This is a genomic window from Afipia dichlorophenoxyacetatis (assembly GCF_055386385.1).
Window position 1 is genome coordinate 3,160,015 of record NZ_AP029250.1, and the last position, 19,260, is coordinate 3,179,274.

Below are 19,260 nucleotides of genomic sequence, written 5' to 3' on the forward strand. Positions count from 1 at the left end.
CGGTTCGCCAACATCACTGAAGGGCGTTACCGCATTGTTCTGCCGACATATAAAGGGGTGGTAGTTCCCTAGCAACCTTGCTGACGGCGACGCTTCAGCGCGGTTAACAATAGGCAATGGGAACTGGCGCGGAGGCGCCCCCTCTGATAGGCCGCGAATAGTGCCATTTGCCGAGTGAGATCAATCATGACCGACAAGCGCCGCCCGCTGATTGCGGGGAACTGGAAGATGAATGGGCTCAAAACGTCACTGAACGAGCTCGCGGCCATTGGTCAGGGGGCCGGTCATGTTTGGCAGAAGGCCGATCTGCTGATCTGTCCGCCGGCGACCTTGGTGTTCAGCGCCGCGGCCGCCGCAATCGGATCAAAAGTTGCGATCGGTGGGCAGGATTGCCACCCCAAAGGCTCCGGAGCCCATACGGGTGATATTTCAGCCGAAATGCTGGCGGATGCAGGCGCGACGGCCGTGATTGTCGGCCATTCGGAACGCCGGACGGACCACCATGAAAGCGATGATTTGGTGCGTCTCAAGGCGGAAGCAGCCTGGCGCGCCGGCCTTGTGGCTATCGTCTGCGTCGGTGAGACGCGGGAGCAACGGGATGCCGGCCGGGCTCTCGATGTGATCGGGACCCAGCTCGCCGGATCGCTGCCGGATGGCGTGACGGCGTCGAATACCGTCGTGGCCTATGAACCGGTCTGGGCGATCGGCACAGGACTGACTCCGACGACCAAAGATATCGAGGAAGTTCATGGGTTTATCCGCGCCAAGCTGGAAGATCGCTTTAGCAGCGAAGGGGCCCGGGTCCGCATTCTTTACGGCGGCTCGGTCAAGCCTTCGAACTCAGCCGAATTAATGGCTGTCGCCAATGTGGACGGGGCGCTGGTTGGCGGTGCCAGTCTTAAGGCCGCCGACTTCCTTGCGATTGCGGCCGGATGCCCTTAAGTCCTTGGTAGTGCTGGACCGTAGTCAGGGGTGACAATCACCCCCGCAATCGTGTACAGACCGCGCAACTTCAACCCCCGCAAGCTTCAGTGCGACCGGCTGCCCGGTCCCGATGGCTTGTGACGGAAGGTCACGATGCAAACCGTCATTATCGTCATCCATCTCATGATTGTTGCCACGCTGATCGGTGTGGTGCTGCTTCAGCGCTCCGAAGGCGGGGGACTGGGCATTGGCGGCGGTGGCGGCTTTATGTCGAGCCGGGGCACGACCAACCTTCTGACGCGGACGACCGCGATTCTGGCGGCTGGCTTCTTTGTGACCAGCCTGTTCCTGTCGTGGTGGGCCAGCTACGAGCGCAAGCCTGTCTCGATCATCAACACCAGCCCGGCTCCAATCTCTCAGCCAGGAACTCCATCGGCTCCGGCTGGCGGTCTTCTGGACTCGCTGAAGAAGCCTGAAGCACCTGCCGTACCGCAGGCTCCGCAGTCGAAATAACACCTATGCGGATAAAAGATTTGCAGATATGCGCGGAATGCTTATCTGCAGGTCTTAAGGTGTTCCCCCAACTCATTGACTGACTTCGCCTTTTGAAGTCACCCACAGCGTCACGATTTGTCGGCGTGCGCGTGGTGTTTAGTTTTGCGAATCGGGCCGGCGGCGTTAAAGGTTGATTCCCATGGCGCGGTACATTTTCATCACCGGCGGCGTGGTTTCCTCGCTCGGCAAAGGTTTGGCATCAGCTGCACTCGGTGCGCTGCTGCAGTCGCGAGGCTACAAGGTCCGTCTTCGCAAGCTTGATCCCTATCTCAACCTCGATCCGGGGACGATGTCGCCGTATCAGCACGGCGAAGTGTTCGTCACCGACGACGGCGCCGAGACAGATCTCGATCTCGGGCACTACGAACGGTTCACCGGTCATCCGGCGACCAAGGCCGACAACATCACCACTGGCCGAATCTACCAGGACATTCTCACCAAGGAACGGCGGGGCGATTACCTCGGCGCGACCATTCAGGTCATTCCCCATGTGACGAACGCCATCAAGGACTTCATCCTCAACGGCAACGATGGCTACGACTTCGTGCTGTGCGAGATCGGCGGCACGGTCGGTGACATCGAAGGTCTGCCGTTCTTCGAGGCCATTCGTCAGATCAAGAACGATCTGCCGCGCGGCGACGTGATCTATATCCACCTCACGCTGCTCCCCTACATCCCGAGTGCGGGTGAGTTGAAGACCAAGCCGACACAGCATTCGGTCAAGGAACTTCGTTCGATCGGCATCCAGCCCGACATTCTGCTGTGCCGCTCGGATCGCGAGATCCCGAAGGAAGAGCGCCGCAAGCTGGCTCTGTTCTGTAACGTGCGCGAAAGCGCCGTGATCGAAGCGCTGGACGTCGACAACATCTACGCGGTGCCGGAAGCGTATCATGCGGCTGGCCTCGACGATGAAGTGCTGGCAGCCTTCGGCATCAAGCCGAAGACGCCGCCCGCTCTGGACAGCTGGCACGTCATTAACGAGCGCGTCCGCAATCCCGAAGGCCAGGTGACCATTGCCATTGTCGGCAAGTACACCGGCATGAAGGACGCCTACAAATCGCTGATCGAGGCGTTGTCCCACGGCGGCATCGCCAACAAGGTGAAGGTCAATCTCGACTGGATCGAGTCGGAGGTCTTCGAAAACGAAGACCCGGCGCCGTTCCTCGAGCACGTCAACGGCATCCTGGTGCCGGGCGGATTTGGCCAGCGCGGTGCGGAGGGCAAGATCAAGGCGGCGCAATTCGCCCGCGAGCGCGATGTTCCGTATTTCGGGATTTGCTTCGGCATGCAGATGGCAGTGATCGAAGCCGCGCGTAATCTTGCCGGTATCACCGACGCCAACTCCACCGAGTTCGGTCCGACCAAGGAGCCGCTGGTCGGATTGATGACCGAATGGCTGCGCGGCAACGAACTCGAAAAGCGCACCAAGGCCGGTGACCTCGGCGGCACCATGCGGCTCGGCGCGTACCCCGCGATGCTCAAGAAGGGCAGCCGTGTCTCGAAGGTCTATGGCGATGCGCTGGAGATCTCAGAGCGTCATCGTCATCGCTATGAAGTCAACACAGCCTACAAGGACCGGCTCGAGCAGCACGGCCTGCGGTTCTCCGGTCTATCACCCGATGGTGTGCTGCCGGAGATCGTCGAGTACGAGGATCATCCGTGGTTCATCGGTGTGCAGTATCATCCGGAGCTGAAGTCGCGTCCGTTCGAACCGCATCCGCTGTTCGCCTCGTTCGTGCAGGCAGCGATGGTGCAAAGCCGTCTCGTGTAATCGACTGCGATAACGAACGTTTTTATTTCTGTCACCGGTTTGGTGGATAGTTATGTCCCTGCAGGCTCTCTGGAGAGGGCGTTCTGTTGCGTCGGCGTGCGTTGTTGCATCCGTCGTTATTTTTCAGACAATTTTCACAGCGAGTGCTGAGCAGGTGATGTCCCAGCAGGCAAGTCCGGTCACTTTCCCATGGAAGGGATCGCCGGACGATGAAATCACTGCGAACCTGGCGATCGGCAGTTTGCGCGAGTCGCTGTTGATGTGGCTCAAGACCGAGCGCGGAATTCACGTCGAGACACTTCTGGTTTCGATCGGCGCGCTTGCAGGTTATTCGGCGCAAAATGCGGTGTGGGCGAGGCTTGGCAAGCGCGATGTTCCAATGCCTGATGCCGCGACTGCGGCTCCGGAGGCCTTGAGTGAATACCTGCGCCTCAAGGGGCTGCTCGTTATCGTGACGACGAAGTCCGGTGAGAATCTCTATTTTGGCGATCTCATCAACGGCTATCTCGTGCCGCAGGCCGCCAGCAAATATCCCACCACGTTATGGGGAATGGTCGCTGCGAGTGCTCTGGCGAACGGCGTGCCGCAGACTGATCTGCCGGATATCAATCTCATGTTCAGGCACGTGTCCGAGACGGCGGGTACGCCTGAGTTCGGCGTACCCACGGTCGGCAAAGAACATCAGCCACACATCGACGCACGCCAGTTGCTCAATATATTCTGGCCTCGTGCGAGATTCATTCTCACACGCACCGACGGGCCGGGGCCAGCCAAGGGCCGCAGCGTCGCGCCCGAATACTGGCCGCTGATTTGCGCGGAAGTTGCCAACCAGCTTTTCCGCCAGACGAAGGATACGCTTGATCCGCGTATCGGCCTAAAGCTGGTGATGGAATCGGCCATCGCGATGTCGAAGGTCGATCCGAAGTCAGTTCCGAAGGAGCTTCCCGAAAAAGACAAACCTCGGGATAATCAGTAGATCGGGGTGGGGGTTGATCGCCGGACAGCATGCTGCTGGAGATCGTCGAGTGCGGAACTGCGACCAGGTCGGCCATGAATCGCGACAACAAATCTGAAACAGACGCGCCGCTCCGGCCATGGGGCCAACCGCCGGCCGATCACCCGCCGCAGCAATCCCATGTGGCGCTGCCGATTGCACCCGTCCGTCGCGCTCTGTTCAATCGCAGTTCTCTGATTTCCTTGCTGTTCGTGATTGCGATCGTAGGGCTTTATGGGACGCGCGCTTATCAAGACCTCTCCACACCGCAGGCTTGGTCCTATTGGAAGGATCTGTATTTTTCCCACTCAATGACCGCGTCAGTCGTGACTGTTGATGGCTTGGGACAATCAAATCGCGCACTCGCAGTGAAGGGGGAGATCGGAGCCGCAACTGCCAGCGTATTTCGTGCGCAACTGGATGATGCCAAGCTTGTCGCTGGCGACACTGTGATCCTGTCGTCGCCGGGTGGCCGGGTCGATCAGGCGCTCATCATGGGCGAGATCATCCGCTCGCGCGGGCTGAGAACGCTGGTCGGCTCGGTGGATTCCGAGGGGCGAATGAAGCCCGCGTATTGCGCCAGCGCCTGCGTGCTGGCCTACGCTGGCGGAACGGTCCGCACCCTTGTGCCTGGCTCCCGGCTGGGCGTGCACCAGTTCACGGCCGAGGTGCCGAAAGAGGACACCCGTAATTGGGACGGTGTCGCGTATGCCCAGAAAACGGCGGGAATAATCCTCGAATACATGACCCGAATGGGCGTCTCGCCATCGATCCTGCAGCAGATGTCGGCGAGCAAAGAGATTCGCTGGCTCAGTGAAAAAGACGCAGTTGATCTGAATCTTGTGACGAAGCGTTTCGGTGCCGGCTGAGCTTAGCGCGGGCATCCCGAGGTCTGATCGCCACTGCGGGCGGCGGGCTTACCATTGATGAATACGCCTCCACCGCCGCCAACCACGACGCCGCCGCAACTGGTCTTGTCGCTGGTGACCGCCGCCGGCTTGCCGTTGATGAAGACGTTCTTCGAGCCTTCGACGACGACGTTGCCGCCGGTGGTCGTATCACCTTGGCGCGCCGCGGGCTTCCCCCCGATCGAAACGCTCTCGCTGCCATTTGATATCACGCCGGGTGTGCCAGGTCGTTCCTGAGCGGAGACGGGAAGCGACGTGGCAAAAATCAGGGAAAGAACCAGACCAGACAACATTCGCATGGGGAGCTCTTCAAGGCAGACCTGTGGGTGCGGGTGCTTGATCAGCTTACCGCGAGCCGACTATACCTCGACGATTGGAACTGGCATACGCCATAACGACCAAACTATCGCGAACAAGAAAAAACAGGGGAGATTGATGAGCAAAATCTACGAAATGCGCGTGTATCGTTGCATCCCGGGACGCCTTCCAAATCTGCTCAAGCGGTTCGAGACGATTACGCTCGATATGTGGAAGAAGCACGGCATTCGGCCGGCGGGCTTTTTCACGACGCTTGTTGGCGAGTCGAACCAGGAACTGACCTATCTCCTTGAATGGGATTCGTTGGCCGAGCGTGAGCAGAAGTGGAACGCCTTCCAGGCCGATCCGGCGTGGATCTCGGCCCGTGCGGAGACCGAGAAGGACGGCCAGATTGTCAACAACATCACCAACCAGTTTCTGCAGCCGACTGCCTTCTCGTCGGTGAAGTAAAGGGCGCTTTAGCGCGTTGAGCCATGCCTCGCGGTCTCGATCATATCGTCCACGCCGTTCGCGATCTTGATGCAGCGGCGGAGTTCTACCGCCGCGCCGGCTTCAAGGTCGGCGCGCGCAACAAGCACCCCTGGGGCACGCACAATCACGTCGTCCAGTTTCCGGGTTTCTTCATCGAAATCCTGACGGTCGCTGAACCGGAGAAACTGGTCGGCGAGGGACTGGCGAAGATCTTTGGTGTTGCCAATCGCGATGCGATCGCGCGCGGTGACGGCTTTTCCATGTTGATACTGGAAAGCGTGGACTCTGAGGCGGATGTTGCGGACTTCTCACGCCTTGGTATCGGCGCTTCGCCTTCACTGCCGTTTTCCCGTGAGGCGAAGCTGCCGGACGGAAGCACGACAACGGTCGGGTTCTCGCTGGCTTTCGCGCGAGACGCGCTGTCTCCGCACACAGGGTTTGCAACCTGCCAGCAGCACAATCCGGCAGCCTTCTGGAAAACGGACTATCAGCAGCATCTCAACGGTGCGAGCGGCGTGCTCGGCGCTGTGCTGGTCGCTGACAACCCGACCGACCATCACATCTTTCTCAGCGGTTTTACCAATGTGCGCGAGCTTCATTCAAGCTCGATGGGCGTCACCGCGCCGACGCCACGCGGCGATGTCGAGATTATTGAGGCGGTCGCGTTCCGCGATCAGTTCGGCATCGCGCCGAAGGTCGATGGACAGGGGGCATCGCTCAAAGGCTTGCGATTGTCGGTTCCATCGATTGATGAGGTTGAGCGGCAATTGCGCAACAACGGTATTGCATCTCACCGTCATATCGGGCGCCTGATCGTGCCCGCCGAGACGGCTTTTGGTGCAACCCTGATATTCGAACCTTCAACCGCCACTTGATCCCGCACCTCCAGACCGGCATGGTCGTTCGGCATTTGGTGTTTGGCACCACGGCTTTATGCGCCGATTTGCTTCAGACAAAGGATAAGCCTTGAACGCTCAGCTCTCTGCGGCACCGATCGTCTCTGCCGGTTCAGTCAAATTCGGCAACGCGCTGCCGCTGGCGGTGATTGCCGGGCCTTGCCAATTGGAGAGCCGTGCGCATGCACTTGAAGTCGCATCAGCGCTGAAAGAGATCGCTGCCCGTCTCAAGATTGGGCTCGTCTACAAGACGTCGTTCGACAAGGCCAACCGCACCAGCGCGTCCGGCGCACGGGGAATTGGCCTCGAGAAGGCACTTCCGATTTTCGCAGAGATCCGCTCGACACTCGGAATGCCCGTGCTGACCGACGTGCACGAAATCGAGCAATGCGCGCCCGTAGCGGAAGCGGTCGATATTCTGCAGATCCCTGCATTCCTGTGCCGTCAGACCGACCTCCTGTTGGCCGCTGCGGCGACCGGTAAGATCGTGAACGTAAAGAAGGGCCAGTTTCTCGCACCGTGGGACATGGCCAATGTGGTCGGCAAGGTCGTCGGCGGCGGCAATCCCAACGTGCTGGTGACCGAACGCGGTGCGTCGTTCGGCTACAACACGCTGGTATCGGACATGCGGGCGCTGCCGATCCTTGCGCGCACGACCGGTGCGCCGGTGATTTTTGACGCGACGCATTCGGTGCAGCAGCCCGGCGGCAAGGGGACATCGTCCGGCGGCGAACGTGAATTCGTGCCGGTATTGGCGCGGGCGGCTGTGGCGGTCGGTGTTGCCGGCGTGTTCATCGAGACGCATCCCGATCCGGACAAAGCCCCGTCTGACGGACCTAATATGGTGCCGCTCAAGGACTTCGAAGCCCTGGTTAAGAACCTGATGGCATTCGACGCGCTCGCAAAGGGCGAAACACGCTGATGATCCCATCGGGAGCGGAATTCGAGGAGCGATCAGTCTCCTGATGCTCCCGATCCTCAATGTGATCGCTGCAACGACATTTGCTGCCGCGCTGTCGTCGCGCTCGATGGAGCCGGTACTGCCGCTGGTGGCGAATGAGCTCGGCGTGACCATCGCAACTGCTGCAAGTCTGTCGGCCGCTGTCGCCCTCACATTTGCAATTGTGCAGCCGCTCCTGGGAGCCGCAGCCGATATGTTCGGCAAGGCGCGGCTGATGATTATCTGTCTCGCAACGCTTGGTGCGGCCAACATCATCGGCGCGATGGCGACGTCCTTCGAGACGCTGTTTCTGTCGCGCATCCTGTGCGGCATCGCAGCCGGGGGCACGTTTCCGGTCGCAATGGGGCTCGCGAGCGATCTTGTCCCGACGGCGCACCGACAGGTCGCGCTTAGCCGGGTGCTCGCGGGCGCGATGACCGGAAATCTGCTCGGCTCTTCTGCCGCCGGCGTGATCGGTGATTTTCTTGGATGGCGTGGTGTTCTGACCGTTCTCGGCCTGTTGATGATCGGCGCCTCGATCGCGGTGTGGATCGGGTTTCGCCGTGGCGGTGTCACCAGCACCACACGGGGCGTGGATTTCGCCACGCTGAAGCACGGTTATCGGACGATCCTGAAAAATCCCAACGCGCGCGTCTGTTTCTCGGCGGTGTTCGTCGAGGGGCTTTGCGTCCTTGGGCTGTTTCCATTTATCGCGGCATTTCTGTTCGAGCTGGGTGAAACCCGCTCGTCGATTCCGGGCGTCGTGATCGCGGCTTTTGCCGTGGGTGGTCTGCTCTACACCATGAGCGTATCGCGACTGTTGCCGCGCATCGGCGTCCGGGGCTTGATGATCGCTGGCTCGGTGGCGGTTGGATTGCAGATCGGGGCAATCGCGTTCGGCCCTCGCTGGGAAGTGCAGGCGCTCTGCTTCCTGATTATGGGCTGGGGATTCTACTGCCTGCATGGCTCGTTGCAGGTGTTTTCAAGCGACCTCGCACCAGAGGCGCGCGCGTCTGCACTGTCGCTGCATGCGTTCTGCTTCTTCATGGGGCAGGCCGTTGGCCCGATTGTTTACGGCTTTGCGCTCGCACACGCCGGCAAACTGCCGACGCTTAGCGTGAGCGCCGCAATGATCATGGTGCTTGGGATCGTGGCTGCGCGCTTGCTCAATCGGAAACCGGCGAAGCCGGCTTAGGCTTAGCCCGATCAGCCGCGGCCGCGGTAGGGTGGGACACCCTGATCCGGCATCCAAACATTCGACGGCGGCTTTCCGGCCTGCCAGAACACGTCGATCGGCATGCCGCCGCGCGGATAGAAATATCCGCCAATGCGCAGCCAGCGCGGCGCCAGCAGTTGCGTGAGCCGCTTGCCGATGGACACCGTACAGTCCTCGTGGAACGAGCCGACATTGCGGAAACTGTTGAGGTAGAGCTTGAGCGACTTGGACTCGACCAGCCATTTGTTCGGCACATAGTCGATCACCAGGATGGCGAAGTCCGGCTGGCCGGTGACCGGGCAGATCGAGGTAAACTCCGGCATCGTGAAGCGTGCGACGTAGTTCGTGTCCGTATGTGGGTTGGGCACGCGGTCGAGCTGCGCGCGATCCGGCGAGGCGGGGGCTTCCACCTGCTGACCAAGTTGCAATGGGACGTGTGCAGGCGTGGTGGACGCCTTGCGAGGCTTTCGTGACATGGGTTTCTCCGTTGGCGCCTCTGTAACCAATCTAATGGCCCGATCCTAGCATTCGCATCGCCGTCCCAGTGCGCCCGCGGCCTTTTCCCGTCGCCAGCCTTCCTGTAGAAGCACCCCAATTGTTGACCCGTAGAAGTGAAGGGACCGTCATGACCGCTATCGTTGACATCATCGGCCGCGAAATTCTCGACAGCCGTGGAAATCCGACCGTCGAAGTCGATGTGGTGTTGGAAGACGGCTCCCTCGGACGGGCTGCGGTGCCGTCGGGTGCCTCCACCGGAGCCCATGAGGCCGTCGAGCTGCGCGATGGCGACAAGAGCCGGTATCAGGGCAAGGGCGTCTTGAAGGCGGTCGAGGCCGTCAACGGCGAGATCTTCGATGCCGTGGGCGGCATGGAAGCCGAGCAGCAGGTCCAGATCGACGAGGTCATGATCGGCCTCGATGGAACCCCGAACAAGAGCCGCCTCGGCGCCAACGCGATTCTCGGCGTCTCGCTCGCGGTAGCCAAGGCAGCGGCTGAATCGCTTGGCATGCCGCTCTATCGCTATGTTGGTGGAACCTCGGCGCGGACCCTGCCGGTGCCAATGATGAACATTATCAATGGCGGCGTACACGCTGATAATCCAATCGATTTCCAGGAAATCATGATCATGCCGACGGGCGCGAGGAGCTTCTCCGAGGGGCTTCGCTGTGGCGCCGAGATTTTCCACACGCTGAAGTCCGAACTGAAGAAGGCCGGCCACAACACCAACGTCGGCGATGAGGGCGGCTTCGCACCGAACTTGCCGTCGGCGGACGCTGCGCTTGATTTCGTCATGAGCGCCATCGGGAAGGCGGGCTACAAGGCCGGCGACGACGTCATGCTGGCGCTGGACTGCGCTTCCACCGAATTCTTCAAGGACGGCGCTTACGTCTATGAAGGTGAAAAGAAAACCCGCTCGCGCTCTGAGCAGGCCAAGTATCTGGCCGATCTCGTCTCGCGCTATCCGATCGTCTCGATCGAGGACGGCATGGCGGAAGACGATATGGACGGCTGGAAAGAGCTGACCGATCTGATCGGCCGCAAGTGCCAACTCGTGGGTGACGACCTGTTCGTGACCAACGTGAAGCGCCTCGCCGAAGGCATCAAGGCAGGGCGCGGCAACTCAATCCTGATCAAGGTCAACCAGATCGGCACGCTGACCGAGACCCTTGCGGCCGTCGAAATGGCGCACAAGGCGGCCTACACGGCTGTGATGTCGCATCGCTCCGGTGAAACGGAAGACGCCACCATCGCCGACCTCGCGGTTGCGACCAACTGCGGACAGATCAAGACAGGCTCGCTGGCACGCGCCGACCGGACCGCGAAGTACAACCAGCTGCTGCGCATCGAGCAAGAGTTGGGTTCGCAGGCGGTTTACGCCGGCAGGTCAGCACTTAAGGCGCTGGCGTAAAACACGCCGCACCGGAAGGCTCAAGGCAGCATTTCTGGTGTTCAGTTTCGCGCGGGGCAAGTCCTTGCCCCCGCGGGTGCTTCGCGGTTTGACTGCCCCGTAAACGGAATCAATTCGGACGGGAGCGAAGCGAATGGACGGGCCACTCAAGGGCATCAGGGTCATCGAGATCGGGCAGGCGCTGGCCGGTCCACTGGCTGGTGCAATCCTGGCCGATATGGGTGCCGACGTCATCAAGGTGGAGAAGCCGGATGGCGGCGATGACGCGCGCGGGTGGGGGCCGCCATTCGTCGAAGAGGCATCGATCATGTTTCATGTCACCAACCGCAACAAGCGGTCGGTGACGCTAGATATGAAGAGCGCCGACGGCGTGGCGAAGCTGAAAGATCTCGTGCGCGATGCCGATATCCTGATCCAAAATCTGCGTTCGGGTGTCGTGAGCGATCTCGGCGTCGGTCCCGAGGACATGACAGCGATCAATCCGCGTCTGATCTACTGCTCGATCTGGGCTTTCGGCTCGCGCGGTCCGCTGTCAAAAGCACCGGGGTTCGATCCGTTGTTGCAGGCTTATAGTGGTGTGATGATGCAGACCGGCCGCCACGGCGATCCGCCGACTTTCTGCGCGCCAGCCATCAACGACAAGGCGACCGCGCAATGGTGTGTGATCGGGGCGCTGGCTGCACTTCAGCAGCGGAACGTCACCGGCAAGGGATGCGTCATTGATACCTCATTGCTCGATAGTGCCGCGTCGTGGGTGGATTCTTCGCTTGCGACCTATCATGTCACGCAGGAGCTCTCGCCGCGAACCGGTACGGCCGCGTCTGCCATCGTGCCGTATCAGGTGTTCGAGACCGCCGACAACCCGATGGTGATCGCCGCCGGATACGATCGGTTGTTTCACAAGTGTGCAGCTGTGCTCGGCTTCCCGGAGTGGGCGACCGATCCGCGCTTTGCGCGAGGACGAGACCGATTTCTCAACCGTGACGTGCTGATCGATCTCATGTCGGTCGTGTTGCGCACGAAAAGCCGCGCGGAGTGGATCGCAGCATTTGAAGCAGTCGGCGTCCCCTGCAGTCCGGTGAACACCATCGTCGAACTCTCGCAGACCGAGCAATTCAAGGCCGCCGATTTGGTTCGGACGTTGCCCAGCAGCGGTCTGCCCGTGATTGGGCTGCCGATTTCATTCGACGGCCAACGGCCACATCCGCATTCCGGCGCGCCTAAACTCGGTGAGCATAATGACGAACTGCTGAACTGATGTGATCACGGATCGCAGCGCACGAAAACAAGACTCAAATGCACCGCGCTAATGGCATTCATGAATTGAATGCACTTGCATCTTTTCGGGGGCGAGGCTAACTGCGGGCGCTCGATTTGTTCCGTCCCTGAAAGGATCGTTTTGTGGCCCACACCGTTTCCGTCATCGTCGGCAGCCTTCGCAAAGAATCGTTTTCGCTGAAGATTGCCAATGCACTCACGAAGCTTGCCCCGTCATCGCTCAAGCTCAACGTGGTGACGCTTCACGGATTGTCGTTCTTCAACCAGGACCTCGAAGCCAATCCGCCGGCTGATTGGGTGGCGTTCCGGGAGACGCTGCAGAATTCCGACGCCGTTCTGTTCGTGACGCCTGAATACAACCGCTCGATTCCCGGTGTGCTGAAGAACGCCATCGACGTAGGCTCGCGTCCTTACGGCAAGAGCTCGTTCAATGGCCGCCCGGCCGGCATCATCAGCAATTCGCCAGGACCGCTGGGCGGCGTCTGCGCAGCGATGAACCTGAAGCAGATCCTTCCGGGATACACCGGCCCAATCATGCAGCAGCCGGAGACCTATCTGGTTGGCGTTGGCGATGCATTCGATGACAAGGGCAACCTGACCAAAGAAGCACTTGAGAAGGTGCTGAAGCAGTACCTCGATGCATTCGCCGCCTGGGTCGAACAGCACAAGAAGTAATTCACGACCGCGGTGGCCCGGTTAGCAATCGATTAACCGGGCTATCGCATCATTCGGAATGGTTTCACGATCCCGCCTTAAAGCTATTATGACCGGCCTCGCGTTGTACGCGATTGCGGCCGCGATGATTGCCTATTTCGGCGTCAATGCGTACACGGGCAAGTACGGCCTGAATGCGCAGCAAGAACTCGATCATGAAATTGTGGCGCTCACGACAGAGCTCGCGCGCCTGAAAGCCGAGCGAGCGGCAGCCGAACAACGCGTGTCATCACTACGCTCAGACCGAGTCGACCCCGACATGCTCGATGAGCGCGCGCGCTATCAGCTCGATTATGCACACCCGCGTGATCTGGTGCGCATGATTGCTCCGAACTGAGTTTCAAATTTCAAAAAACATCGCGTTTGGATTTTAAAATTACGTTCGCTGCATTGCGTCATAGACGCGAGATTTAGTAGCGCACGCAATGCTTTCATGGCGATGTGAGTTAGAGTAGAGAGGACTGATATACGCTCTCCGCTCTCTCATTCGGACCCGTCATGGCATCAGCGAAGAAGACCGCCGCGCAGGAAACTGGCAATGGCTCCCGCCACCCATCAAATTTTGCCTTCACAAAAGAACAAGAACTTCATGCATTTCGCGAGATGCTGCTGATCCGGCGCTTCGAGGAAAAGGCTGGTCAGCTTTACGGCATGGGCGCGATCGGCGGCTTCTGCCATCTCTACATCGGTCAGGAAGCGATCGTCGTCGGCATGCAGCTCGCGCTGAAGCCTGGCGACCAGATCATCACCGGTTACCGTGATCACGGCCACATGCTGGCCACCGGCATGGATCCGAACGGTGTGATGGCTGAATTGACTGGACGCGCCGCCGGCTATTCGAAGGGCAAGGGCGGCTCCATGCACATGTTCAGCAAGGAGAAGGCCTTCTACGGCGGTCACGGTATCGTCGGTGCACAGGTGCCGCTTGGAACCGGCCTCGCTTTCGCCAACCAGTATCGTGGCAATGACCATGTCAGCGTTGCTTACTTCGGCGACGGCGCCGCCAACCAGGGCCAGGTCTACGAAAGCTTCAACATGGCGGAGCTTTGGAAGCTTCCCGCCATCTACGTCATCGAGAACAACCGTTACGCCATGGGCACGTCGGTGACGCGCTCGTCGGCCCAGACCGATTTCTCCAAGCGTGGCGTTTCGTTCAACATCCCAGGCGAGCAGGTCGACGGTATGGATGTGCGGGCGGTGAAAGCTGCCGGCGACAAGGCCGTGCAGTGGTGCCGCGAAGGTAACGGCCCTTACATCTTGGAGATGCAGACTTACCGCTATCGCGGTCACTCCATGTCAGACCCTGCGAAGTACCGGACTCGCGAGGAGGTCGACAAGGTTCGCCATGATCAGGACCCGATCGAACAGGTGCGCTTGCGTTTGCTCGACATGAAGGTCAGCGAGCAGGAGCTCAAGGCGATCGACGCCGAAGTGCGCGACATCGTCAACGCATCCGCCGATTTCGCACAGCGCGAACCGGAACCAGATGTGTCCGAGCTCTACACCGACATTTACCGCTAAGCGCAGACCTATAGATTAGTCCGGAGCGATCATGCCGATTCAAGTTCTTATGCCTGCGCTTTCGCCGACCATGGAGAAAGGCAATCTTTCGAAATGGCTGAAAAAGGAAGGCGAGGCCATCAAGTCCGGCGATGTCATTGCCGAAATTGAAACCGACAAAGCCACGATGGAAGTCGAAGCGACCGATGAAGGGACGCTCGGCAAGATTCTGGTAGCCGAAGGCACCAACGACGTCGCGGTCAATACGCCGATCGCAACCATCTTGAGCGATGGTGAAAGCGCCGCCGACCTCGATAAGGCACCGGCCGCAGCCAAGGCGCCTACTGAGTCACCAAGCGTTCAGCAGGAAGTTCAAGAGTCCCGAGCCCCAGTCGGCGAAGGCAAGCCACAGATCAGCGCACCGCCGGTCGTCGCCGCACCTGCTGCGCCGGTCGAGCCGGATCCCGAGGTGCCCGCCGGCACCGAGATGGTGAAGATGACCATGCGCGAGGCGCTGCGCGACGCCATGGCCGAGGAAATGCGCCGCGATGGCGACGTCTTCGTCATGGGCGAAGAAGTTGCCGAGTATCAAGGCGCCTACAAGGTGACGCAGGGGCTGCTGCAGGAGTTCGGTGCCAAGCGCGTGATCGACACGCCAATCACCGAACATGGTTTTGCCGGTGTTGGCGTCGGCGCGGCGATGGCTGGCCTGAAGCCGATCGTCGAGTTCATGACCTTCAACTTCGCCATGCAGGCGATGGACCAGATCATCAACTCGGCAGCCAAGACCCTTTATATGTCTGGCGGCCAGATGGGCTGCTCGATCGTCTTCCGTGGTCCGAACGGTGCGGCGGCGCGGGTTGCAGCCCAGCACAGCCAGGATTACTCGTCCTGGTATTCGCAAATTCCGGGTCTGAAAGTGGTCTCACCTTATTCGCCGGCCGATGCGAAGGGCTTGCTCAAGGCAGCGATCCGCGATCCGAATCCAGTGATCTTCCTTGAAAACGAAATTCTCTACGGTCACACGGGCGACGTCCCGAAGTTGGACGACTATGTCATTCCAATCGGCAAGGCCCGCATCGTCCGCTCCGGTCGCCATGTCACGTTGATCTCCTGGTCGCATGGCATGACCTATGCCCTGCAGGCGGCGGAAGAACTCGCCAAAGAAGGCATCGAGGCCGAAGTCATCGATCTGCGCACCTTGCGTCCGATGGACACCGAAACGTTGATCGAGTCGGTGAAGAAGACCGGCCGTGCTGTGGTGGTCGAAGAAGGCTGGCAGCAGTCCGGCGTTGGCGCCGAGATCGCCGCGCGGCTGATGGAGCATGCGTTCGACTATCTCGACGCACCAGTGGCGCGCGTATCCGGCAAGGACGTGCCGATGCCTTACGCGGCCAACCTCGAGAAGCTGGCTTTGCCGACTGCGGTCGAAGTCGTCGCCGCAGCCAAAGCTGTTACGTATCGCTAAGAGAGCAGGGCCAGGATCATGCCGATCAATATTTTGATGCCCGCGCTTTCGCCCACCATGGAAAAGGGCAACCTGTCCAAGTGGCTCAAGAAGGAAGGCGACAAGGTCAAGTCTGGCGACGTGATCGCCGAGATCGAGACCGACAAGGCGACGATGGAAGTCGAAGCCGTCGACGAAGGAACGATTGCCAAGATCCTCGTGCCGGAAGGCACGCAGGATGTTCCGGTCAATAACGTGATCGCTGTCCTCGCCGCCGACGGCGAGGACGTGAAGGCTGCCGGAGCAGGGGCTGCATCCGCCGCACCGCCTAAATCGGAAGCTCCACCGGCCGCACCGGCACCGAAAGCGGCGGCTCCTGCTGCGACGCCTGCACCAACACCGGCGCCTGCCGCCGCTGCACCCGCACCTACGGCGCCACCGAAGGCTGCACCGGCCGCGGCCAGCAACGGTGCGCGTGTGTTCTCGTCTCCGCTTGCACGCCGTTTGGCAAAGGAAGCCGGGATTGATCTGTCGCGTGTCACCGGATCAGGCCCGCATGGCCGCGTCGTTGCCCGCGATATCGATCAGGCGAAGTCGGGGCAGGGCCTCAAGCCCGCTGCGGCTGCGGCCCCCGTTGCTGTCGGCCCGTCGGATCAGCAGATCCGTGCGCTGTTCAAGGATGGCGAGTACGAGGCCGTTCCGCACGACGGCATGCGCAAGGTCATCGCGCAGCGCCTGTCGGCGTCGGATCGCGACATTCCGCAATATTATCTCACAGCGGATTGCGACATCGGCAAGCTCGTCGCTGCGCGTGAAGAGATCAATGCACTCGCGCCGAAGGACAAGGAGGGCAAGCCGGCCTACAAGCTCTCGGTCAACGACTTCGTCATCAAGGCGCTGGCGATGGCCCTGCAGCGTGTGCCGGACGCCAATGTCACCTGGACGGAAGAGGCGATGCTGCACCACAAGGTGTCGGACATTTCCGTCGCGGTCTCCATTCCGACCGGCTTGATCACGCCGATCATCCGCAATGCGCACAGCAAGTCGGTGTCGCAGATTTCTGCCGACATGAAGGATCTCGCTGCTCGCGCCAAGGCGCGCAAGCTGAAGCCGGAAGAGTATCAGGGCGGCTCCACTGCAGTATCGAACCTCGGCATGTACGGCATGAAGCAGTTCACCGCCGTGATCAATCCGCCGCAAACGTCAATCCTTGCGGTCGGCATGAGTGAAGAACGTGCAGTGGTCCGCAACGGCAAGATCGAAATCGCCAACATCATGACGGTCACGCTGACGTGCGACCATCGTGCGATGGACGGCGCCCTTGGCGCACAGCTCCTGAGCGCGTTCAGGCTTTTGATCGAAAATCCTGTGATGATGGTGGTGTAACCGGCATTGGGGGGCGAGGCCGTGCGGCTTTTTCTCACGGCATTGGTTGCCGTAGGCGCGTCCTTCGTCGTTGGATTTGGAGTCATGCTCGCAAGCTCGGCAATCGTCCCTTGCCGCAGCGATCCCGCCGGATGTGGAATGGCCAGCGCCTATCAGGCGCTGATCATCCCGGTGGAAGTTCTGGTCGTTGCGGTTGCCAACGTCATCTCCGCGCTCAGGCGACAGCGAGAGCTGGCGCTTCGGCGCTGTTTCCTCACGCTGATGCTCGTACCGATCTGTCTGCTCGTGCTCGGCTTTGCATCCGACCTTTCAAGCGGACGGCAAACCCAGATGGCGGACGTGCTTGGATTGTTGCAGGGCACCTTGCCGTTCTGGGCGATCGTGCTTGTGCAATGGCTGTTGTTCCGCAGAATCCTTGCTCGGCAAGACGCGGCGCAGGAGACGCAAGCGGGATGATCGGAATGAGATTGCGCGTTCAATCGTTTCTGCAATCAGGTCGCCGGAATTCGGTGACGGACAAGTATTTCTTGAGAACGCGCCTTTGGGCGCACGGAGCGTTACATGGCTGATACATCTTTCGACGTCGTTGTCATCGGTTCAGGGCCAGGCGGTTATGTGACGGCCATCAGAGCCGCGCAGCTCGGCTTCAAGACCGCGATTGTCGAGAAGGCTTTCCTCGGCGGCATCTGCAACAACTGGGGCTGCATCCCGACCAAGGCTCTGCTGCGTTCGGCCGAAATCTATCACTACATGAAACACGCCAAGGACTACGGGCTGTCGGCGGACAACGTGTCGTTCGATCCGAAAGCAGTGATCGCGCGCTCGCGCGGCGTCGTGAAGCGCCTCAACGGTGGCGTCGAGTTCTTGATGAAGAAGAACAAGATCACGATCATCTGGGGTGAGGCGACCCTCGAGGGCTCCGGTAAGTTCAGCGTGAAGAAATCGCAGGCCGAAGCGCCGAAGGGGTCGCTGGGCGAGGGCAGCTATCAGGCCAAGCACATCATCGTCGCCACCGGCGCGCGGCCGCGCGTGCTACCGGGCCTCGAGCCGGATAAGAAGCTGGTCTGGACCTATTTCGAGGCGATGAACCCGGACAAGATGCCGAAGTCGCTGCTGGTGGTCGGCTCCGGCGCCATCGGTATCGAGTTCGCCTCGTTCTACCGCACCATGGGGGCGGAGGTGACCGTGGTCGAAGTGTTGCCGCAAATCCTCCCGGTCGAGGATGCGGAGATTGCAGGTTTCGCCCGCAAGCAGTTCGAGAAGCAGGGCATCAAGATCCTCACCGGTGCCAAGGTCACCAAGCTCGACAAAAAGGCCGACAGCGTCACGGCGACCATCGATGACGGGAAGGGCGGCACGCAGTCGCTGACCGTTGATCGGGTGATCTCGGCGGTCGGTGTTGTCGGCAATATCGAAGGTTTCGGGCTTGAGAAGCTTGGCGTGAAGACTGACCGCGGCTGCATCGTCATCGACGGCTACGGCAAGACCAACGTGCCGGGCATCTACGCCATCGGCGACGTGGCAGGCCCCCCGATGCTCGCCCATAAGGCGGAGCATGAGGGCATCATCTGCGTCGAAGCTATCAAGGGCATGCATCCGCATCCCATGGACAAGAGCCTGATCCCGGGCTGCACCTATTGCCACCCTCAGGTTGCGTCTGTCGGCCTGACGGAAGCCAAGGCCAAGGAAGCCGGCAAGGACATCCGCGTCGGCCGCTTCCCATTCGCCGGCAACGGTAAGGCCATCGCGCAGGGCGAGGACCAGGGCATGGTGAAGGTGGTCTTCGACAAGAAGACCGGCCAGCTTCTCGGCGCCCATATGGTCGGCTCCGAGGTGACCGAACTGATCCAAGGCTTCGTCGTGGCCATGAATCTGGAGACCACGGAAGAGGAGCTGTTCCACACCATCTTCCCGCATCCGACCATCTCGGAGACGATGAAGGAAGCCGTGCTCGACGCCTATGGCCGCGTCTTGAACATGTAAGAACGCTTTCGGTGCGGGCGGCAAATAAGCCCGCATCGTCATCGGGATGC

At 60.4% G+C, this 19,260-nt stretch carries 20 protein-coding genes; 18 read left to right on the forward strand and 2 right to left on the reverse strand.

All coding sequences use genetic code 11. From position 1 onward, the window contains the following. Positions 1–186: 186 nt before the first annotated feature. The 5 genes from tpiA to ACZ5C3_RS14900 all read left to right on the forward strand — a co-directional run bounded on the left by tpiA (position 187) and on the right by ACZ5C3_RS14900 (position 5,113). The gene (gene tpiA, locus ACZ5C3_RS14880; RefSeq protein WP_464030845.1) at positions 187–942 is read left to right on the forward strand and encodes a triose-phosphate isomerase; all 756 of its coding nucleotides are present in this window, start codon (positions 187–189) and stop codon (positions 940–942) included. Positions 943–1,077: 135 nt separating this feature from the next. Beyond that, positions 1,078–1,437, forward strand: a complete 360-nt coding sequence (secG, locus tag ACZ5C3_RS14885; RefSeq protein WP_464030847.1) for a preprotein translocase subunit SecG — start codon at positions 1,078–1,080, stop codon at positions 1,435–1,437. Positions 1,438–1,618: 181 nt separating this feature from the next. Continuing rightward, on the forward strand, positions 1,619–3,250 hold the full coding sequence (locus tag ACZ5C3_RS14890) for a CTP synthase (RefSeq protein ID WP_464030849.1): 1,632 nt from the start codon (positions 1,619–1,621) through the stop codon (positions 3,248–3,250). 157 nt (positions 3,251–3,407) lie between these two features. Beyond that, entirely contained in the window at positions 3,408–4,226 is an 819-nt protein-coding gene (locus ACZ5C3_RS14895) for a hypothetical protein (RefSeq protein ID WP_464030851.1), read from the forward strand. Between the two features lie 74 nt (positions 4,227–4,300). Then, entirely contained in the window at positions 4,301–5,113 is an 813-nt protein-coding gene (locus ACZ5C3_RS14900) for a COG3904 family protein (protein ID WP_464044122.1), read from the forward strand. A 2-nt stretch (positions 5,114–5,115) separates the two neighbouring features. Here the strand turns inward: ACZ5C3_RS14900 and ACZ5C3_RS14905 are convergent, their stop codons facing one another. Further along, the gene (locus ACZ5C3_RS14905) at positions 5,116–5,445 is read right to left on the reverse strand and encodes a PAAR domain-containing protein (protein ID WP_464044786.1); all 330 of its coding nucleotides are present in this window, start codon (positions 5,443–5,445) and stop codon (positions 5,116–5,118) included. 142 nt (positions 5,446–5,587) lie between these two features. Between ACZ5C3_RS14905 and ACZ5C3_RS14910 the strand changes: the two genes are divergently transcribed. The 4 genes from ACZ5C3_RS14910 (at position 5,588) to ACZ5C3_RS14925 (ending at position 8,972) form a co-directional block, all read left to right on the forward strand. Beyond that, entirely contained in the window at positions 5,588–5,920 is a 333-nt protein-coding gene (locus ACZ5C3_RS14910) for an NIPSNAP family protein (protein ID WP_464030853.1), read from the forward strand. Between the two features lie 23 nt (positions 5,921–5,943). Beyond that, positions 5,944–6,816, forward strand: a complete 873-nt coding sequence (locus ACZ5C3_RS14915; RefSeq protein ID WP_464030855.1) for a VOC family protein — start codon at positions 5,944–5,946, stop codon at positions 6,814–6,816. A 91-nt stretch (positions 6,817–6,907) separates the two neighbouring features. Then, positions 6,908–7,759, forward strand: a complete 852-nt coding sequence (gene kdsA / locus ACZ5C3_RS14920; RefSeq protein ID WP_464030857.1) for a 3-deoxy-8-phosphooctulonate synthase — start codon at positions 6,908–6,910, stop codon at positions 7,757–7,759. 43 nt (positions 7,760–7,802) lie between these two features. Next, positions 7,803–8,972 (forward strand): MFS transporter, encoded by a 1,170-nt coding sequence (locus ACZ5C3_RS14925; protein ID WP_464044123.1) that lies wholly within the window; start codon positions 7,803–7,805, stop codon positions 8,970–8,972. An 11-nt stretch (positions 8,973–8,983) separates the two neighbouring features. Here the strand turns inward: ACZ5C3_RS14925 and queF are convergent, their stop codons facing one another. Further along, the gene (queF, locus tag ACZ5C3_RS14930; RefSeq protein ID WP_464030859.1) at positions 8,984–9,469 is read right to left on the reverse strand and encodes a preQ(1) synthase; all 486 of its coding nucleotides are present in this window, start codon (positions 9,467–9,469) and stop codon (positions 8,984–8,986) included. A gap of 149 nt (positions 9,470–9,618) precedes the next feature. On the opposite strand from queF, the gene eno reads away from it, so the two are divergent. From eno to lpdA, 9 genes are all read left to right on the forward strand, one after another. After that, positions 9,619–10,902 (forward strand): phosphopyruvate hydratase, encoded by a 1,284-nt coding sequence (gene eno / locus ACZ5C3_RS14935; protein WP_464030860.1) that lies wholly within the window; start codon positions 9,619–9,621, stop codon positions 10,900–10,902. Positions 10,903–11,035: 133 nt separating this feature from the next. After that, complete coding sequence (locus ACZ5C3_RS14940; protein ID WP_464030862.1) at positions 11,036–12,160, forward strand: CaiB/BaiF CoA transferase family protein; 1,125 nt, start codon at positions 11,036–11,038, stop codon at positions 12,158–12,160. A 143-nt stretch (positions 12,161–12,303) separates the two neighbouring features. Further along, on the forward strand, positions 12,304–12,855 hold the full coding sequence (locus ACZ5C3_RS14945; protein ID WP_464030864.1) for an NADPH-dependent FMN reductase: 552 nt from the start codon (positions 12,304–12,306) through the stop codon (positions 12,853–12,855). 58 nt (positions 12,856–12,913) lie between these two features. Continuing rightward, the gene (locus ACZ5C3_RS14950) at positions 12,914–13,231 is read left to right on the forward strand and encodes an FtsB family cell division protein (RefSeq protein ID WP_464030866.1); all 318 of its coding nucleotides are present in this window, start codon (positions 12,914–12,916) and stop codon (positions 13,229–13,231) included. Between the two features lie 161 nt (positions 13,232–13,392). Continuing rightward, on the forward strand, positions 13,393–14,415 hold the full coding sequence (gene pdhA, locus ACZ5C3_RS14955; protein ID WP_464030868.1) for a pyruvate dehydrogenase (acetyl-transferring) E1 component subunit alpha: 1,023 nt from the start codon (positions 13,393–13,395) through the stop codon (positions 14,413–14,415). A gap of 31 nt (positions 14,416–14,446) precedes the next feature. Then, positions 14,447–15,862, forward strand: coding sequence for a pyruvate dehydrogenase complex E1 component subunit beta (locus tag ACZ5C3_RS14960; protein WP_464030870.1), 1,416 nt, complete (start codon positions 14,447–14,449; stop codon positions 15,860–15,862). 18 nt (positions 15,863–15,880) lie between these two features. Then, positions 15,881–17,227: a pyruvate dehydrogenase complex dihydrolipoamide acetyltransferase gene (locus ACZ5C3_RS14965; RefSeq protein WP_464030872.1), complete on the forward strand. Its 1,347-nt coding sequence runs from the start codon at positions 15,881–15,883 to the stop codon at positions 17,225–17,227. Between the two features lie 21 nt (positions 17,228–17,248). Next, positions 17,249–17,683, forward strand: a complete 435-nt coding sequence (locus ACZ5C3_RS14970; RefSeq protein WP_464030874.1) for a hypothetical protein — start codon at positions 17,249–17,251, stop codon at positions 17,681–17,683. 105 nt (positions 17,684–17,788) lie between these two features. Next, complete coding sequence (gene lpdA, locus ACZ5C3_RS14975) at positions 17,789–19,210, forward strand: dihydrolipoyl dehydrogenase (RefSeq protein WP_464030875.1); 1,422 nt, start codon at positions 17,789–17,791, stop codon at positions 19,208–19,210. Positions 19,211–19,260: the final 50 nt, after the last annotated feature.

Bases quoted from the DNA above. Each gene is read 5' to 3' on its own strand.
- tpiA (WP_464030845.1), top strand. From the start codon at position 187: ATGACCGACAAGCGCCGCCCGCTGATTGCGGGGAACTGGAAGATGAAT.
- secG (WP_464030847.1), top strand. From the start codon at position 1,078: ATGCAAACCGTCATTATCGTCATCCATCTCATGATTGTTGCCACGCTG.
- ACZ5C3_RS14890 (WP_464030849.1), top strand. From the start codon at position 1,619: ATGGCGCGGTACATTTTCATCACCGGCGGCGTGGTTTCCTCGCTCGGC.
- ACZ5C3_RS14895 (WP_464030851.1), top strand. From the start codon at position 3,408: ATGTCCCAGCAGGCAAGTCCGGTCACTTTCCCATGGAAGGGATCGCCG.
- ACZ5C3_RS14900 (WP_464044122.1), top strand. From the start codon at position 4,301: ATGAATCGCGACAACAAATCTGAAACAGACGCGCCGCTCCGGCCATGG.
- ACZ5C3_RS14905 (WP_464044786.1), bottom strand. From the start codon at position 5,445: ATGTTGTCTGGTCTGGTTCTTTCCCTGATTTTTGCCACGTCGCTTCCC.
- ACZ5C3_RS14910 (WP_464030853.1), top strand. From the start codon at position 5,588: ATGAGCAAAATCTACGAAATGCGCGTGTATCGTTGCATCCCGGGACGC.
- ACZ5C3_RS14915 (WP_464030855.1), top strand. From the start codon at position 5,944: ATGCCTCGCGGTCTCGATCATATCGTCCACGCCGTTCGCGATCTTGAT.
- ACZ5C3_RS14925 (WP_464044123.1), top strand. From the start codon at position 7,803: ATGCTCCCGATCCTCAATGTGATCGCTGCAACGACATTTGCTGCCGCG.
- queF (WP_464030859.1), bottom strand. From the start codon at position 9,469: ATGTCACGAAAGCCTCGCAAGGCGTCCACCACGCCTGCACACGTCCCA.
- eno (WP_464030860.1), top strand. From the start codon at position 9,619: ATGACCGCTATCGTTGACATCATCGGCCGCGAAATTCTCGACAGCCGT.
- ACZ5C3_RS14940 (WP_464030862.1), top strand. From the start codon at position 11,036: ATGGACGGGCCACTCAAGGGCATCAGGGTCATCGAGATCGGGCAGGCG.
- ACZ5C3_RS14950 (WP_464030866.1), top strand. From the start codon at position 12,914: ATGGTTTCACGATCCCGCCTTAAAGCTATTATGACCGGCCTCGCGTTG.
- pdhA (WP_464030868.1), top strand. From the start codon at position 13,393: ATGGCATCAGCGAAGAAGACCGCCGCGCAGGAAACTGGCAATGGCTCC.
- ACZ5C3_RS14960 (WP_464030870.1), top strand. From the start codon at position 14,447: ATGCCGATTCAAGTTCTTATGCCTGCGCTTTCGCCGACCATGGAGAAA.
- ACZ5C3_RS14965 (WP_464030872.1), top strand. From the start codon at position 15,881: ATGCCGATCAATATTTTGATGCCCGCGCTTTCGCCCACCATGGAAAAG.
- lpdA (WP_464030875.1), top strand. From the start codon at position 17,789: ATGGCTGATACATCTTTCGACGTCGTTGTCATCGGTTCAGGGCCAGGC.